Source organism: Maricaulis sp., from assembly GCF_048268525.1.
In the GTDB taxonomy this organism is placed as follows: domain Bacteria; phylum Pseudomonadota; class Alphaproteobacteria; order Caulobacterales; family Maricaulaceae; genus Maricaulis.
Genome location: NZ_JBLWVH010000020.1, coordinates 13,855 through 29,169 on the forward strand (window position 1 = coordinate 13,855; position 15,315 = coordinate 29,169).

The 15,315-nt window shown below is 64.3% G+C and carries 15 protein-coding genes; 7 read left to right on the forward strand and 8 right to left on the reverse strand.

Going from position 1 to position 15,315, the window contains the following annotated elements; all coding sequences use genetic code 11:
* Position 1 precedes the first annotated feature (1 nt).
* The 3 genes from purD to ACN0X9_RS11005 all read left to right on the forward strand — a co-directional run bounded on the left by purD (position 2) and on the right by ACN0X9_RS11005 (position 3,739).
* Positions 2 to 1,279, forward strand: coding sequence for a phosphoribosylamine--glycine ligase (purD, locus tag ACN0X9_RS10995; RefSeq protein ID WP_417487642.1), 1,278 nt, complete (start codon positions 2 to 4; stop codon positions 1,277 to 1,279).
* An 82-nt stretch (positions 1,280 to 1,361) separates the two neighbouring features.
* Positions 1,362 to 2,678 (forward strand): amidohydrolase family protein, encoded by a 1,317-nt coding sequence (locus ACN0X9_RS11000; protein WP_417487643.1) that lies wholly within the window; start codon positions 1,362 to 1,364, stop codon positions 2,676 to 2,678.
* On the forward strand, positions 2,675 to 3,739 hold the full coding sequence (locus ACN0X9_RS11005; RefSeq protein ID WP_417487644.1) for a phosphotransferase: 1,065 nt from the start codon (positions 2,675 to 2,677) through the stop codon (positions 3,737 to 3,739). The genes ACN0X9_RS11000 and ACN0X9_RS11005 overlap by 4 nt, the downstream gene beginning before the upstream one ends.
* A gap of 236 nt (positions 3,740 to 3,975) precedes the next feature.
* Here ACN0X9_RS11005 and ACN0X9_RS11010 read toward each other — a convergent pair whose 3' ends face one another.
* Complete coding sequence (locus ACN0X9_RS11010; protein ID WP_417487645.1) at positions 3,976 to 4,245, reverse strand: hypothetical protein; 270 nt, start codon at positions 4,243 to 4,245, stop codon at positions 3,976 to 3,978.
* Positions 4,246 to 4,340: 95 nt separating this feature from the next.
* Here ACN0X9_RS11010 and ACN0X9_RS11015 point away from each other — a divergent pair, with 95 nt between their 5' ends.
* Positions 4,341 to 5,084: a TSUP family transporter gene (locus tag ACN0X9_RS11015; protein ID WP_417487646.1), complete on the forward strand. Its 744-nt coding sequence runs from the start codon at positions 4,341 to 4,343 to the stop codon at positions 5,082 to 5,084.
* Positions 5,081 to 5,656, forward strand: a complete 576-nt coding sequence (locus tag ACN0X9_RS11020; RefSeq protein WP_417487647.1) for a GNAT family N-acetyltransferase — start codon at positions 5,081 to 5,083, stop codon at positions 5,654 to 5,656. The genes ACN0X9_RS11015 and ACN0X9_RS11020 overlap by 4 nt, the downstream gene beginning before the upstream one ends.
* Here the strand turns inward: ACN0X9_RS11020 and ACN0X9_RS11025 are convergent.
* The 3 genes from ACN0X9_RS11025 to tadA all read right to left on the reverse strand — a co-directional run bounded on the left by ACN0X9_RS11025 (position 5,653) and on the right by tadA (position 7,044).
* Entirely contained in the window at positions 5,653 to 6,117 is a 465-nt protein-coding gene (locus ACN0X9_RS11025) for a hypothetical protein (protein ID WP_417487648.1), read from the reverse strand. The two genes, ACN0X9_RS11020 and ACN0X9_RS11025, sit on opposite strands and share 4 nt — an antisense overlap.
* A gap of 104 nt (positions 6,118 to 6,221) precedes the next feature.
* Positions 6,222 to 6,554, reverse strand: coding sequence for a TfoX/Sxy family protein (locus ACN0X9_RS11030; protein ID WP_417487649.1), 333 nt, complete (start codon positions 6,552 to 6,554; stop codon positions 6,222 to 6,224).
* Positions 6,544 to 7,044 carry a tRNA adenosine(34) deaminase TadA gene (tadA, locus tag ACN0X9_RS11035; RefSeq protein WP_417487650.1) on the reverse strand — a complete coding sequence of 167 codons (501 nt, stop codon included), beginning with the start codon at positions 7,042 to 7,044 and terminating at the stop codon, positions 6,544 to 6,546. Before tadA ends, ACN0X9_RS11030 begins: the two co-directional genes overlap by 11 nt.
* Before the next feature lie 38 nt (positions 7,045 to 7,082).
* On the opposite strand from tadA, the gene ACN0X9_RS11040 reads away from it, so the two are divergent.
* Positions 7,083 to 8,186, forward strand: coding sequence for a pseudouridine synthase (locus ACN0X9_RS11040; RefSeq protein WP_417487651.1), 1,104 nt, complete (start codon positions 7,083 to 7,085; stop codon positions 8,184 to 8,186).
* Between the two features lie 6 nt (positions 8,187 to 8,192).
* Positions 8,193 to 8,753: a 16S rRNA (guanine(966)-N(2))-methyltransferase RsmD gene (gene rsmD, locus ACN0X9_RS11045; protein ID WP_417487652.1), complete on the forward strand. Its 561-nt coding sequence runs from the start codon at positions 8,193 to 8,195 to the stop codon at positions 8,751 to 8,753.
* 213 nt (positions 8,754 to 8,966) lie between these two features.
* Here the strand turns inward: rsmD and mutL are convergent, their stop codons facing one another.
* The 4 genes from mutL to ileS all read right to left on the reverse strand — a co-directional run bounded on the left by mutL (position 8,967) and on the right by ileS (position 15,135).
* On the reverse strand, positions 8,967 to 10,856 hold the full coding sequence (mutL, locus tag ACN0X9_RS11050; protein WP_417487653.1) for a DNA mismatch repair endonuclease MutL: 1,890 nt from the start codon (positions 10,854 to 10,856) through the stop codon (positions 8,967 to 8,969).
* Positions 10,857 to 10,952: 96 nt separating this feature from the next.
* A complete protein-coding gene (locus ACN0X9_RS11055) occupies positions 10,953 to 11,495 on the reverse strand; it encodes a DUF3035 domain-containing protein (RefSeq protein ID WP_417487654.1) in 543 nt (180 codons plus the stop codon).
* 75 nt (positions 11,496 to 11,570) lie between these two features.
* Complete coding sequence (gene lspA, locus ACN0X9_RS11060; RefSeq protein WP_417487655.1) at positions 11,571 to 12,170, reverse strand: signal peptidase II; 600 nt, start codon at positions 12,168 to 12,170, stop codon at positions 11,571 to 11,573.
* The gene (gene ileS, locus ACN0X9_RS11065; protein ID WP_417487656.1) at positions 12,163 to 15,135 is read right to left on the reverse strand and encodes an isoleucine--tRNA ligase; all 2,973 of its coding nucleotides are present in this window, start codon (positions 15,133 to 15,135) and stop codon (positions 12,163 to 12,165) included. The genes lspA and ileS overlap by 8 nt, the downstream gene beginning before the upstream one ends.
* Positions 15,136 to 15,315: the final 180 nt, after the last annotated feature.

Sequence of the window (15,315 nt, forward strand, 5' to 3'; positions counted from 1 at the left end):
CATGAAGGTTCTGGTTGTCGGATCAGGCGGGCGCGAACATGCCCTGGTGTGGAAGATTGCCAAGAGCCCGATGGTCTCCGCCATCTTGGCTGCGCCCGGCAGCGCCGCAATCGGCGAACTGGCAACCTGTCACCCTGTACCGGTTTCAGATCTGGACGGTCTGGTTGATCTCGCCCGCACCCAGGCGGTCGACCTGGTTGTGGTCGGACCGGAAGTTCCACTGTGCGACGGTTTGGCCGACCGCCTGCGCCAGGCCGGCATCGCCACATTCGGCCCATCCCGGCTTGCGGCCCGGCTCGAGGCATCCAAGGCCTTCGCCAAGGACTTCTATGCCCGTCACAACGTGCCCTCTGCCCGCTATGGCACCTTCTCGAATGCCGGCGAAGCCAAGGCGTTTCTCGACCAGTTCCAGCCACCCTATGTGCTCAAGGCCGACGGCCTGGCCGCCGGCAAGGGCGTGGTCATCGTCTCGGACCGAGCCGAGGCCGAAGCCGAGATCGACGCCTTCCTGTCCGGCAAGTTCGGTGATGCATCGCGCACCCTGGTGATCGAGGAATTCATGGCCGGCGAGGAAGTCTCGATCTTCGCCCTGTGCGACGGCAAGGACGTGCTCTATTGCGGCGCGGCGCAGGACCACAAGCGCGTCGGCGAAGGCGATACCGGCCCCAATACCGGCGGCATGGGCGCCTATTCCCCGGCTCCGATCGCCAAGCCCGAGCTGATCGAAACCGCGATGAAAACCATCATCGAACCGGTCGCCCGCGGGCTCGCCGCCGAAGGATCGCCTTTCCAAGGGGTTCTGTTCGCCGGGCTGATGGTGGATGCCGACGGACCCCGGGTGGTCGAATTCAACATCCGCTTCGGTGATCCCGAATGCCAGGTCCTGATGATGCGGATCGAGGACGATCTCCTGCCCTATCTCGAAGCGACGGCCACCGGGCGCCTGGCCGAGATGCCGCCTCTCAGCTGGACAGCCGAGCCGGCGATCACCGTTGTCATGGCCGCCAATGGTTATCCCGACAGCTATGAGAAGGGCAGCCTGATCGAGGGCGTCGACGCCGCCAACAAGATGGAAGGGGTGGTTGTTTTTGAAGCAGGCACCGGCCGCGACGACGCCGGCCATCACACGGCGACCGGCGGCCGCGTCCTCAATGTCACGGCGAATGGCGAGACGTTGCACTATGCCGTCGATCGCGCCTATGCGGCCGTCGACGAGATCGACTGGCCGGGTGGCTTCTGCCGCCGCGACATCGCCTGGCGAGCCCTGAAGACCCACTAACCCCAACCGCGCGCTTCGTTTGACATCCGGGCATCGGGCGTCATCTTCTTCGCAAACACTTGTTTGCGGGGAGGCAGACCTGATGCTGAAATCAGCCATGAGCGCGATCGCGTTGATCGCCACGACCACGTTCACGACATCGGTGCTGGCGCCGGTCGCCTTCGCCCAGGAAGCCGAAGAGGGCCTCACGGTCATCCATGCCGGTTGGCTGCTCGCCGTACCCGGCGAAGAGCCACTGACGGAACAATCCATCCTGATCCGCGGCGAGCGCATCGAAAGCATCCAAGCCGGCTATGTGACGCCCGAGGGCGCCGAGATCATCGATCTCTCGGATGATTATGTGATGCCCGGCTTCATCGACAGCCATGTGCACCTGCAATCGGAACTCGGGCCGGGACGCCGCTTCAACACTTTCACCATGTCCGCCTCCGACCTCGCCTTTGACGGCGCCGTCAACGCCGGCACTACGCTGCGGGCCGGCTTCACCACAGTGCAGGATGTCGGCGGCAATTTCGAAGCCTCGCTGGCGCTGCGCGATGCGATCAATGATGGCGACGTCCCCGGCCCGCGCATGCGCATTGCCGGATCAGCCGTCACGCCGACCGGTGGCCATGCCGACGTCAACGGCTTCTCGCTCGACGTGCTGCACATGTTCGCCAGCGAAACCGCCTGCAATGGCGAGGCCCAATGCCGCGAAGCCGTGCGCACCCTGATCCGCGGCGGCGCCGATGTGATCAAGATCACCGCGACCGGCGGCGTCCTGTCCGACACCGCCGCCGGCGTCGAGCAACAATTCTTTGATGACGAACTCAGCTCCATCGTCGAGGCCGCCCACATGATGGGCCGTCGCGTCACCGCGCACGCACACGGCGTGACCGGCATCAATTCCTTCCTGGAAGCGGGTGGCGACTCGATCGAGCACGGCACTTATCTTGATCGCGAATCGATCCGCCTGATGCGCCGCAATGGCGCCTATCTGGTCCCGACCGTGCTGGCCGGCGTCACTGTCGCCGAAATGGCCGAGACAGTTGATTTCATGACCGACAACCAGCGCGCCAAGTCGCGCGAGGTCGGTCCGGTCATGCTGGAAATGGCCCGCCGCGCCCATGAGGGTGGCGTAATGATCGCCTTCGGCACCGATAGCGGCGTCTCCCGTCACGGCGTCAACGCCCGCGAGTTCGAACTGTTGGTCGATGCCGGTCTGACACCGATGGAAGCCATCGTTACGGCCACCATCAACGCCTCGCGTCATGTGCAGATGGACGACGATATCGGCACGATCGAAGCCGGCAAGCTGGCCGACATCATCGCGGTCGACGGCAATCCGCTGGAGAACATCTCCGAGCTGCGCGACATGGATTTCGTGATGAAGGGCGGCGAGGTTTATCTGAACCCATGAGCGATATCGACGACAGCTTCTCCGGCACCAAACCGGTCGCCGACGCCCTCTCCTTCGATGAGGGAGCATTGGCCGAATGGATGAGTGCCAATGTCGCGGGCTTCCAGGGCCCCCTCACGGTGGAACAGTTCAAGGGCGGGCAGTCCAACCCGACCTACAAGCTGGTCACGCCGGGCAGGGCCTATGTCCTGCGGCGCAAGCCCCCGGGCAAGCTGCTGCCATCCGCCCATGCGGTTGATCGCGAGTTCCGGGTCATGAAGGCGCTGGGCGGCGCCGGATTCCCGGCTCCGGTCATGCACGGGCTGTGCATGGACCGCGAGGTAATCGGGACAGAGTTCTACATCATGGACTTCGTCGAGGGCCGGATCTTCTGGGACCCGCTCCTGCCCGATCTCGACAAGGCCGAGCGCGGCGCCATCTATGACGCGTCCAATGCAACGCTGGCCCATCTGCACGGCATCGACTTTGAAGCCGCCGGCCTTGGTGATTACGGCAAGCCGGGCAATTATTTCGAGCGTCAGATCGGTCGCTGGACCAAGCAATACCGGGCAGCCGAAACCACCACGGTCCCGGCCATGGACCGGCTCATCGAATGGCTGCCGACCGCCGCTCCCGAGCAGGAACGCACCAGCGTCGTGCATGGCGATTACCGGCTCGACAACATGGTCTTCCATCCGACCGAACCGCGCGTCATCGCGGTGCTGGACTGGGAACTCTCAACCCTGGGCGATCCGCTGGCCGATTTCACCTATCAGCTGATGGGCTGGGTCATGCCGCCGGAAATCCGCAACGGGCTGCTTGGCGTCGACATTGCGTCCCTGGGCATTCCCGACATCGAGGCCTACACGCAGGCCTATTGCGAGCGCACCAATCGCTCGGGCATTCCGGCGCTGGATTTCTACTTCGCCTACAACATCTTCCGCCTGACCTCGATCATCCAGGGCGTCTATGCGCGCTCCCTGCAGGGCAATGCCTCGAACTCACGCGCCGCCGAAATGGGCGCCGCCGTCGAACCAATGGCCGAAGCCGCCTGGGGATTTGCGAAACAGGCGGGGGCTTGAAGGCGGGCGAGATTAGAATCGAACGGGGCGCCTGATATATGTCCTGCCCCTTTCGTGACTGCCCGGAATAGCAGACGACCAGGGAAAACACCGTCGCCTCACTGGCGCGAGAAGCGGGGCTCAGTCGCTCCGTTTGCGGCGACGCTTCTCTTCCGCGATAGCTGCGATCACAATCATCGTTACCATGAATCCGAAGAACAGGGTCAGCGGCCAGAGATTGATTTCGATGTCGCCGATCATGATGCCTCCTCCAGGTGCCCGAGATAAAACGCACAAACCCAGCTCGCAACCAGAAATCCGGCGCCGAGCAACAGGCTGGCCGGGCTGATGATACCACGCTCCGCAAATAGCGACAGGCCCAGAAGCCCCAAGCCGATCGCGCGACTCGACTGCTCCCAGCTTCGCCACAGCGCCTTGTTCGAAGTCGTACCGCGTGGACGCCACGCTGCCAGTTGGCTTGCAACCCAACGCACGCCTTTCCACAGCATTCTGATTTGCTTCAGCATGACCGCACCCTACAAGTTCTGGTTATGTTCCGCAACACCGACAACCGGCTGCACCCTGCACTCGCCCCGGCCGTGACCGGCGATATAGTCCGCGCATGACCGCTGCCTTCATCCTTGTCGCGACCTTTGTCACCGCCTTCATTTCCGGCGTGTTCGGCATGGCGGGCGGGTTGATCCTGATGGGGGCGCTGGCACTTGTCCTGCCGGTCGCGGCGGCGATGGTCGTGCACGGGGTGATCCAGAGCGTGTCGAATGGCTGGCGCGCCGTCCTGCACCTGAAATGGATCGACTGGCGCATCCTTGCCATCTATCTGGCCGGATCGGCGGCCGCTGCGGGTCTGTTGGCATTTGCCAGTTTTGAGCTGTCCAAGGCCTGGCTGTTCGTGATCCTGGGTCTGGTTCCAGCGGTGATCTGGATGCCCAAGCACATCCTCCATCTCGACGCCGCCAGACCACACCACGCCGTCGCCTGTGGCTTCGCTGTCACCGGTCTCAACGTGGTCGCCGGTGTCTCCGGCCCACTGTTGGACGTCTTCTTCGCCGACACACAACAGGACCGGCGCACGATCGTGGCGACCAAAGCCGCGACACAGGTCGTCAGTCATGGCGTCAAGATCGCATACTACATCCTGCCGGCACTGGGCGCAGCGGGGCTGCCGTCGGTTCAGTGGTTGTTGATCGCCGCCCCGCTGGCCATCATCGGCACCACCGCCGGAGCGCGTTTCCTGGCGCTGATGAGCGATGTCCAGTTCCGCCAGTGGACAAAGTGGATCGTGTCGGTGATCGGGGCGATTTATGTCATTCGCGGCATCATGCTTTTGATGGGATCTGCTTCATGATCATCGCTCCTGCCATCCGGGAAAACGCTGTCGTCCGGCTGGAACCCCTCGTCGAAGCCCACCGCGAGGAACTCCGCCCCATAGCCGCCGAGCCCGGCCTGTGGACGCTCACCTCCCTGCGCGGCGATGGCGATCATTTCGACGCCTGGTTCAATCTGATGCTGGCCAATACCAATGCCGGCAGCCAGATCAGCCACCTTGTCCGCCGGCAGGCGGATGGCGCGGCGGTCGGTCACTCGGCCTGGCTCACCATCACGCCCGAGCACAAACGCCTCGAGATCGGCTGGACCTGGTATGGCAGTGAGGCGCGCGGCACGGCGATCAATCCGGCCGCCAAACACATCCTGCTGGGAGAGGCCTTCGGGGCCGGTGCCGAACGGGTTGAACTGAAGACCCATCACCTCAACCTGCGCTCCCAAGCGGCCATGACCAAGATGGGCGCGACCCGCGAAGGCACGCTGCGCCGCCACCTCCTGTGCTGGACAGGCGAGTGGCGCGACACGGTGTTCTTTTCGGTTCTGAGGGAGGAATGGCCCGACGTGAAGGCCGGGCTGGAAGCCCGCTTCGCCTAGCCCGCGAAACAGACGTCGGTCAGACCGGCGACATGGCCACCGCGGATTTCAATCTCGACCTCGCCGGCCAGGGCCGCATCGGTCGCATAGACACTCAGGTCAGCCGGCGACCCGGCGGTCAGGATTGCCGTTTCGCGACGGCTCGGTGCAGTCGACGCACGGATGAAGATCGCGCCATGGCTGGAGGCTGCCTGCACACCGGGGCGAACGATGGCGCCCGGACGTCCAAGCTCGACCACAAGCTGGCCGGTTTCCAGTTCAATGTCCGATGCAATCGCCGAAATGCGGCCCTGCTCGATCAGGATGTCCTGATCATCCCATTCGCCCGATGCATCAATGATGGTGACATCGCGCAGCAGGATGGGCGCATCATTGCAAACCGAGCTCTCGGCCTGCGCTGCGGCGCAGGTGCCGAATGTCAGACCGGCAACAAGACAGGTTTTGATCAGTGCACGACGCATGAGCCGCTCCATCGGAATGGCTCCTCTTCGTCCGCGTACGGATTCAACTCAAGACAAGGTTTTATGACAGGTTGGCATGAACGCGAATTATCGAAATGTCGGAGCTACTTGACCGGCAAGGTAGAGACGAAATCGGCCGTCATTCTGGCCCAAGCCGCCAAGGCCTCATCGTCGAGGTCCGACGGTCCGTCCACAGTCACCCAACCCTTCATCACGCGACCGGTCAGATCCATTTCCCGCGCGCCGGTTTTCGCCAAGGCAGCCTCATACTGATCCGGTCCGACCCGGACATGCAGCTCGTCGCGCGAGGTGCCGAAACTCATGTTTCCGCCAATCATCAGGGCAATGCCGCCAAACATGCGGCGTCGTTCAGGACGCTGCCCCAGCGCGACCAGGGCCGCTTCCATCCGGTCAACCAGATCGGGATCAAAGGCCATCGCCCACCTCTTTCGCGGCTGATTTCACCTTGCGACGGGCGCGGAAGAAATCCTTCAGCATCGCCGCACCTTCATCCGCCAGAATGCCCGACACGATCTCGGGCCGCCAGTGACAGGTCGGCTGCTCGAAAAAGCGCGTCCCGGAGACCACGGCGCCGCCCTTCTCGTCGCTGGCACCAAATACCAGCCGGCCGATCCGCGCATGACTGATCGCCCCGGCACACATGGCACACGGCTCCAGCGTGACATACAGCTCCAGCCCCGTGAGACGGTAATTGCCCAAGGCTTTTGCCGCCTCGCGCAGGGCAAGGATCTCGGCATGGGCGGTCGGGTCATGGCCGGCGATGGGCCGGTTATGGGCCTGCGCGACAATGCTGTCCGTGGCCGGATCGACGATGATGGCACCGATCGGTGCCTCGCCAGCCTCAGCTGCGGCTTGCGCCAGGCGTAGCGCCGCCTGCATAAAACGTGTATCGCGCGGGTTCGTCATACTGCGCGCGATAGAGCGCCGCATTGAAAGGGTCAAGCGTGACCGGAACTGCCGACACTTCAGAACGTATCGCCAAATTCCTCGCCCGCGCCGGTGTGGCCTCACGCCGCGAGGTCGAACGCATGATCGAGGGCGGCCGGGTAAAGGTCGATGGCAAGACGCTCGACACGCCGGCCTTCAAGGTCACGGGCACCGAAAACATCGAAGTCGACGGCAAGCGCATCGAGCCGCCCGCAGCCACCAAGCTGTGGCGCTATCACAAGCCCGACGGTCTGGTGACCACCCATGCCGACCCGGAAGGCCGCGAAACCGTGTTCGACGCCATCCCCAAGGATATCGGCCGGGTGATCTCGATCGGTCGCCTCGACCTGACCTCGGAAGGCCTGCTGCTGCTGACCAATGACGGCGCCCTCGCCCGCGCCCTGGAACTGCCCTCGACCGGCTGGACGCGGCGCTATCGGGCTCGCGCCTTCGGCTCGATCTCGGAAAGCGCCCTGAAAATCCTGCGCGCCGGGGTGACGGTGGAAGGCATCAAATACGGGCCGATGGAAGTCGAGGTCGAACGCGAGACCGGCTCGAATATCTGGCTTGAGGTCGGCATTCGCGAAGGCAAGAACCGCGAGGTCCGCAAGGCCCTCGACGCGGTCGGCCTGCGCGTCAACCGCCTGATCCGCATCGCCTATGGCCCCTTCCAGCTGGGACAGCTGGAAAAAGGTGAGATCAAGTCCGTGCCCTCACGCGTTTTGCACGACCAGTGTGGTCACCTGATCGACATGGGCGACACGCCGACCGGCCAGGCGATCGCCAAGCCGCGTCCGGCCAACCGGGCGGCCCGCAAGCCTGGCCAGAAACCCGGCGGCAAGCCCGGCCAGCGCGCGATGGGTGGACCGGGTCAGCCCGGCCTGCCCAAGCGCGAGGTTGATGACAGCCTGCTTGAAGACGCCCGCAAGGGTCGCCCGCTGGACGCCAAATCGACCCGCGCCCGTCGCGGCAAGGATGGCAAGCCGACGGCCAAGCCCGCGCCCGGTCGCGCCGCCCCGCGCGCCACCTCATCGCGTCCCGACACCCCGCGCACAGGCGGCTCCCGCAAGCCGGGTGGGCCTCGCACAGGCGGGCCTCGCAAGCCTGGCGGTCGGAGCTAGGCCGCGATGCGTATCGTCGGCGGCAAATTCCGCAATCGCGCCCTTGTGGCCCCCAAGGGCAAGTCCACCCGTCCGACCTCGGACCGGGCCCGCGAGAACATGTTCAATGTGATCGAGCATGCCGACTGGTGCCCGGCCATCGACGGCGCCCGCGTCGCCGATATCTATGCCGGCTCCGGCGCGCTGGGCCTGGAGGCCATCTCGCGCGGCGCCGCCTTCTGCCTCTTCATCGAGTTCGCGGCCGAGGCGCGCGGCGCCATCCGCGACAATGTCGACACGCTGCAACTCTTCGGCATCACCCGCATCCACCGCCGCGACGCCACAGCGCTGGGCGACAAACCGGCCAATCTGGGCGAGCCCTTCAACCTCGTCTTCCTCGACCCACCCTACGGCTTCGGTCTCGGCACCAAGACGCTGGAAAAGCTGATCGAGGGAGGCTGGGTCAGTGATGACGCGGTGGCCGTGCTGGAAGTCGGCGCGGAGGAAGAGCCGGAAACACCTGACTGGACCTGTCAGGTGGAAAAGATCTATGGCGCGGCGAAAGTGCTGTTCCTGACGCGGGCCTAAATCCCAGTCACACAATCAATTATCTTTGTCATCCCGGACGGATACCCCGCAAAAGCGGGGTGGCGATCCGGGACCCATACGCCCGGCGGTCACGCGAATGGATCCCCGCTCTGCGGCCTGCTTTCGCAGGCCATCCGGCGGGGATGACAAGCGAAATTGCCTGGTCCCGTTGAACGCTGATTTCCCTCTCCCAAGGGAGAAGGGTAGTGGCTGCTACCGCCGCCCGAACAGCCGCTCGATATCGCTCAGCTTGAGCTCCACATAGGTCGGCCGACCGTGATTGCATTGGCCGGAATGGGGGGTGGCTTCCATTTCGCGCAGGAGGGCGTTCATTTCCTCGCCGGTCAGGCGGCGGCCGGAGCGGACGGAGCCGTGGCAGGCCATGGTGCCGACCACGTCTTCCAGCTTTTCTTTCAGGGACAAAGCCTGGTCATACTCGGCGAGGTCGTCGGCGAGGTCGCGGATCAGGCCCTGGATGTTGAGCTTTTTCAGCAAGGACGGCGTTTCGCGGACCGCAATGGCGCCCTGGCCGAAGGCTTCGATGACGAGGCCGAGTTCCTCCAGCTCTTCCGTGCGCTCGAGCAGGCGGCGGGCTTCGGCCTCGTCGAGATTGACGATTTCCGGGACCAGAAGGCGCTGACGCTGGACCCCGGTCTCGGCGATCATCTTTTTCATACGCTCATAGACGAGGCGTTCATGGGCGGCGTGCTGGTCGACAATGACGATGCCATCGCCGGTCTGGGCGACGACATAGGTTTCGTGCAATTGCGCCCGGGCGACACCCAGCGGCCAGTCCGGTGGCGGGGCGGAGGGCTGTTGGGCCGGGTCGAAACCGTCCGCCGCGCCCTCACCCATTCCCGCGCCATAACCCGCCTGGTCCGGCTCGACACGAGCCGACATGCCCGGATCGAAGACCTGATCCTGATAGGGTTCTGACGGGGGGCGCGGCGCCCCCCAGCCGGCGAGGCTGTTGGTGTGGGACTGATAGCCGCCCGGTGGCGGTTGCGGCGGCTGATAGCCTTCCGGACGCACCCGCCCCAGCGCATAGCCGGCGACCGTCGTCGAGGCGCGGTGACCGGCTCCGGCCAGGGCATGGCGCAGGGAGCCGACGATCAGGCCGCGCACCAGGGCGGCGTCGCGGAAGCGGACCTCGGCCTTGGCCGGATGGACATTGACGTCGACCTCGTTGGTCGGCAGCTCGACATTGAGCGCCACGACCGGATGACGGTCACGGGCGAGGAAGTCCTGATAGGCCCCGCGCACGGCACCACCCAGAAGCTTGTCGCGGACCGGGCGGCCATTGACGAACAGGTATTGATGCATGGCGTTGCCGCGCGAATAGGTCGGCAGGCTGGCAAAACCGAAGATGCGCACGCCGTCGCGGGTCTGGTCGACCTCGAGCGCGTTCTCGCCGAAATCAGCCCCGAGGATGGCCGACATGCGGGCCATGCGCGCTTCGGCTCCCTCACCGCGCTCGGCGGCAACGGACAGGCGTTTGCGACCGTCCAGGGTGAGGAAGAAACCGACATCGGGACGTGACAGGGCCATGCGTTTGACCACGTCGGTGATACCGAGGTTCTCCGAGCGTTCAGATTTGAGGAATTTCAGGCGGGCCGGCGTGGCGTAGAAAAGGTCACGCACTTCGATCCGCGTGCCGCCACGTCCCAGCGGCGCGGCCGGTGCGGTGCCATTGGTGTTGCCACCCTCGACCAGGATCGCCCAGGCATCGCCTTCGCCCTTGGCCTGGGTCGTGATGGAGAGCCGGGCGATCGAGCCGATCGATGGCAGCGCCTCGCCGCGAAAGCCCATGGTGGAGATGTTGAGGAGATCGTCGGCGCCGTCATCGCCGACAGGCAGTTTCGAGGTGGCGTGGCGTTCGATGCACAGTTCGAGCTCGGCCGGGCTCATGCCCTTGCCGTCATCCTCGATCAGCAGGCGGACCAGCCCGCCGCCCTCGGCGGTGATGTCGATGCGCTTGGCACCGGCATCCAGCGCATTCTCGGCCAATTCCTTGACGACAGAGGCCGGCCGCTCGACGACCTCGCCGGCAGCAATTCGGTTCACCGTTTCCGGTGGCAGGCGTCGGATGATGGGTTGGGTCATGGCCAAAGACATGAGGCCAGCCTCTTGGCTGGCCCCGAGTCGGTCAAGTGGGAGCGTCGGTCGGACGGTCAGACCGTCAGACGCGACAGGTCCGGATCAAAGGCCCGGCAGTTTGGGAAGCAGGCGACGATCACGCTCGATTTCCACTTCGCCACCACCGGTGACATTCAGGATGCGCTCCTGGGCCAGGGCTTCCGCCTCGGCATCCAGCGGCGTGGCATCACCTTGCGGGCGATACTCGCCATTGCGCCAGAACAGCACCTGATCGGCAAAGCTGCGATTCTTGCGGACAACACTGGCCATCTCGCCATCAATGATGGAACGGATGAACGGGTCGGCGGAACCGCCATTGGCGCGCGCGACCAAAAGGGCCTCGGCGTCGGACCCTTCGAATTCACCCTGTCGGCCGAGCAGCGCCGCGCGGGCCTGCTGGTCGGGATAGATCTCGTCCGGGCGCGGCTCACCGGGACGCGGCGGGCGCAGATTGTATTCCGGCGGAACGGTCAGCGGTGCGATGGTTACGGTACGGAACTCGTCCGGCGTCGAACGCTCGGCACCAAGCGCGCTCGAGACATTGCTGCAGCCGGAAAGGGCGATGGCCGCGACAGTTGCGGCGATAAGAGCAGTACGCTTACGCATCTCTGTGAGACTCCGAATTTCTGTTGGTAACAGTTTAACCCAAAGGCGGGTCATCACTCCACCCCGGAATCCACACTAGGTGTCGGATGCCGGCTTTCTGTCATTGAGGAAAACATCGAGAATGATCGCGGCGACGCCGAAATTGATCCCGACATCCGCAATATTGAAGACGTAGGGAAAGTAAACGTCGGAAAAATTGAGGAAATCGACAACGGCGCCGTAGAGGCCTCGGTCGATAGAATTGCCCAGCGCACCGCCAATGATGAAGCCGAACGCCACGCCCTGCAGCCGGCGCGTGGCCCGGATCGGGCCGGCATTCAGCAGGCCCGCGATCAGGCCGACCGCCACCAGCACCGAAAAGGCGATCAGGATCGACCGCCCCAGCGGACCATCCGCACCCAGCAGCCCGAAGCTGACACCCTTGTTCCAGACCATGGTCAGGTCGAAGACCGGCGACACTTCGATATGTCCGCACGTATTGAGCAAGGTCAGGCGCTCGGCGCCTTCGGCACGCTGATAGTCGAGGCAGCCCGCCGGCGAGAAGTTGAGCCCCGACAACACCCACCATTTGGTGAGCTGGTCGAGGATCAGCACCACGACCGCAATGCCCAACCCCAGGCGCGGCACCGGCGACGCGGCAAAGCGCCGCCGGATTTCGCTCACCCAATCAGGCATTCGCCGCATCCCACCAGGCGACCGCATCAGCGTCGCGCGGGCTCAACTCCGGATAGCGCGCATCGGCGCCGACCTCGGTCGAGTATTTCCACGAACGGGCGCACTTGGTCCCTTTTGCCCGACCCGGCACGACCGCGATGTCGGCGACATCGTCGAGGCGGAAGGCCCCGTCCGGCGCCTCGCCATCAACCAGATGGGCCTGGCTGGTGATACCGATCTCGGCGACAAACTCATCGACATCGCCCGTGGTTTCCGCAGCCAGCGCCGCGCGATAGGCGGCGTCGGAAACGAAGACCTGCGGCGCCGCTTCGAGGCTGGACCCGATCCGCTTTTCCCGGCGCTCGACTTCCAGCGCCCCGTTCACAACCCGGCGCAGACGGCGGATGGTGCGCCAGTTCTCGGCCAGCGCCCCGTCCTGCCAGTCACCCGGCGTTTTCGGGAAGGTGCGCAGGTGCACACTGTCATCCTCGGACGGGAAGCGGGTCAGCCAGGCCTCTTCCATGGTGAAGGGCATGATCGGCGCCAGCCAAGCGGTCAGGCGCATGAAAATCTCGTGCATGACCGAACGGCAGGCCTTGCGGCGGTCACCATCCGGCCGGTCGCAATAAAGACTGTCCTTGCGGATATCCAGATAGAAGGCCGACAGGTCGACAACGCAGAAATTGAACAGCGCCGAATAGACCTTCTTGAAGTCGTAGCTCTCATAACCCTCACGGACCACACCATCGAGCTCGTGCAATCGGTGCAGCATGAATCGCTCGAGCGAGGGCATGCGGTCATGCGGGACGTGTTCGATCGTGTCATCAAACCCGTGCAAGGCGCCGAGCAGGTAGCGCAAGGTGTTGCGCATCTTGCGATAGGCATCGACCGAGGTCTGCAGGATCTCCTCGGAGATGCGCAGATCATCGGTGAAGTCCTGGGCCGAGACCCACAGGCGCATGATCTCGATGCCGTATTTCTTGGCGATCTCGTTGGGCGCGAGTGTGTTGCCAAGCGACTTGGACATCTTGCGACCATCACCCGCCATGACGAAGCCATGGGTGAGCACGGCGTCATACGGAGCACGGCCGCGCGTTCCCGCGCTTTCCAGCAAGGACGACTGGAACCAGCCGCGATGCTGGTCGGAGCCTTCGAGATAGAGGTCGGCCGGCCATTTCTGGTCGGCTCGCGGCTCAAGGGCAAAGGCGTGGGTGCAGCCGCTGTCGAACCAGACATCGAGAATGTCGGTGACCTTCTCATACGCGTCCGCGTCATACTCGCTGCCAAGGAAGTCGGCGGCGGGTCGCTCGAACCAGGCGTCGGCGCCGTCTTCGGCGACCGCATCGATGATGCGCTCATTGACCTTGGGGTCGTTGAGGACACGGGTCGTGCCCTTCTCGACAAACATGGTCAGCGGAACGCCCCAGGCGCGCTGCCGCGAGATCAGCCAGTCCGGCCGCTGCTCCACCATGGAGCGGATGCGGTTTTCCGAGACCTTCGGCGTGAATGTCGTTTCCGAGATGCCCTTGAGAGCCTTCTCACGCAGGGTTCCGCCCGACTTCATCGGCCTGTCAATGGCGACGAACCATTGCGGCGTATTGCGGAAGATGACCGGTGCCTTGGAGCGCCAGGAATGCGGGTAGGAATGCTCAAGTCGGCCGCGTGCCAGAAGTTTGCCCTGCACGATCAGCTCGTCCATCACGGTCTTGTTGGCCGGCCCGTCCTGGCCCTGCTTCTTGCCATCCAGACGGATGATGTTGAGCCCGGCGAAAACCGGCACGTGCGGATAATAGGCGCCGTTCTCGTCGACCATGTGCGGGACCGGCGCATCCTTGTCATGCCATTCCGGGAAGGCCATCCAGGCAACATAGTCCTCGGCACCGTGGCTGGGCGCGGTATGCACGAAACCGGTACCGGCCTCGTCGGTGACATGCTCACCCGGCAGCAGGGGCACGGGATAGCTCCAGAAACGGTCGAGTTCGGACAGCGGGTGCGAGCAGACGAAACCGGCCGGGTCGATGGTGTCGACCCGTTCCCAATTGCCGATCATCGCCGCCTTGGCAGTCTCTTCCCACAGCGCGTCGGCCACGATCAGCGTGTCGCCCGGCATGGCCCAGGGCTTGAACTCGCCGCCATCAACGCCGGTGACCTTGTAGAGGCCATAGCTGATCTCCGGCGAGAAGCAGATCGCGCGATTGCCCGGGATGGTCCAGGGCGTCGTCGTCCAGATCACGACATGGGCGCCGATACAGGTCCTCGGGACCGCCGAACCATCCTTGCGCACACCGCGAACGGGAAAGCGCACGAAGATCGTCGACGATACCTTGTCCTGGTATTCGACCTCGGCTTCGGCCAGGGCGGTCTTCTCGACCGGCGACCACATCACGGGAGCCGAACCACAATAGACCAGACCCTGCTCCACGAAGGCGAGGAATTCGCGGACGATGGCGGACTCCGCCTCGAAGGCCATGGTGGTGTAGGGATCATCCCACTCGCCATTGACGCCCAGGCGCTGGAACTCGGACGACTGGACGCCGACCCATTCGCTGGCATAGCGGCGGCACTCAGCGCGGAATTCCTTGACCGGGATATCGTCCTTGTTGCGCCCCTTGGCGCGGAAATTCTGTTCGACCTTCCACTCGATCGGCAGGCCGTGGCAGTCCCAACCTGGACGGTAGGGCGCATCAAAGCCGAGCATCTGGTGCGAGCGGACGACGATATCCTTGAGGATCTTGTTCTGGCCGGTACCGATATGGATATGACCATTGGCGTAGGGCGGGCCGTCATGCAGCACCCAGCGCTCGCGGTCGGCGCCTTGCTCGCGCATCCGCTTGTAGAGGTCGAGAGAATTCCAGCGTTCCAGCCATTCCGGTTCGCGCTTGGGCAGGCCGGCGCGCATCGGGAAATCGGTTGTCGGCAGGAAGAGCGTGTCTTTGTAGTCGCGACCGGCGTCTGTCGCACCAGTCTTCGAGGGCGTGTCCGTCATCGGATCGGATCCTTGCGGTCTTTTGTCGTCATGGGTTCAAGGCAGGACATGTCCCGGAACCGCCCACGTCAAACGCGGCGGCCCGGGCCGGTAATTCGCCCGAAGGCGGTGGCGGCGACAGGCGCAGCCGGGCATATCAACCGGGACATCGAGACCATGCCTCGCGTTTAACAGAGCCCG

Excerpts from the sequence above, each read along its gene's own strand:
- purD (WP_417487642.1), top strand. The coding sequence starts at position 2 with ATGAAGGTTCTGGTTGTCGGATCAGGCGGGCGCGAACATGCCCTGGTG.
- ACN0X9_RS11000 (WP_417487643.1), top strand. The coding sequence starts at position 1,362 with ATGCTGAAATCAGCCATGAGCGCGATCGCGTTGATCGCCACGACCACG.
- ACN0X9_RS11005 (WP_417487644.1), top strand. The coding sequence starts at position 2,675 with ATGAGCGATATCGACGACAGCTTCTCCGGCACCAAACCGGTCGCCGAC.
- ACN0X9_RS11010 (WP_417487645.1), bottom strand. The coding sequence starts at position 4,245 with ATGCTGAAGCAAATCAGAATGCTGTGGAAAGGCGTGCGTTGGGTTGCA.
- ACN0X9_RS11015 (WP_417487646.1), top strand. The coding sequence starts at position 4,341 with ATGACCGCTGCCTTCATCCTTGTCGCGACCTTTGTCACCGCCTTCATT.
- ACN0X9_RS11020 (WP_417487647.1), top strand. The coding sequence starts at position 5,081 with ATGATCATCGCTCCTGCCATCCGGGAAAACGCTGTCGTCCGGCTGGAA.
- ACN0X9_RS11025 (WP_417487648.1), bottom strand. The coding sequence starts at position 6,117 with ATGCGTCGTGCACTGATCAAAACCTGTCTTGTTGCCGGTCTGACATTC.
- ACN0X9_RS11030 (WP_417487649.1), bottom strand. The coding sequence starts at position 6,554 with ATGGCCTTTGATCCCGATCTGGTTGACCGGATGGAAGCGGCCCTGGTC.
- tadA (WP_417487650.1), bottom strand. The coding sequence starts at position 7,044 with ATGACGAACCCGCGCGATACACGTTTTATGCAGGCGGCGCTACGCCTG.
- rsmD (WP_417487652.1), top strand. The coding sequence starts at position 8,193 with ATGCGTATCGTCGGCGGCAAATTCCGCAATCGCGCCCTTGTGGCCCCC.
- mutL (WP_417487653.1), bottom strand. The coding sequence starts at position 10,856 with ATGACCCAACCCATCATCCGACGCCTGCCACCGGAAACGGTGAACCGA.
- ACN0X9_RS11055 (WP_417487654.1), bottom strand. The coding sequence starts at position 11,495 with ATGCGTAAGCGTACTGCTCTTATCGCCGCAACTGTCGCGGCCATCGCC.
- lspA (WP_417487655.1), bottom strand. The coding sequence starts at position 12,170 with ATGCCTGATTGGGTGAGCGAAATCCGGCGGCGCTTTGCCGCGTCGCCG.
- ileS (WP_417487656.1), bottom strand. The coding sequence starts at position 15,135 with ATGACGGACACGCCCTCGAAGACTGGTGCGACAGACGCCGGTCGCGAC.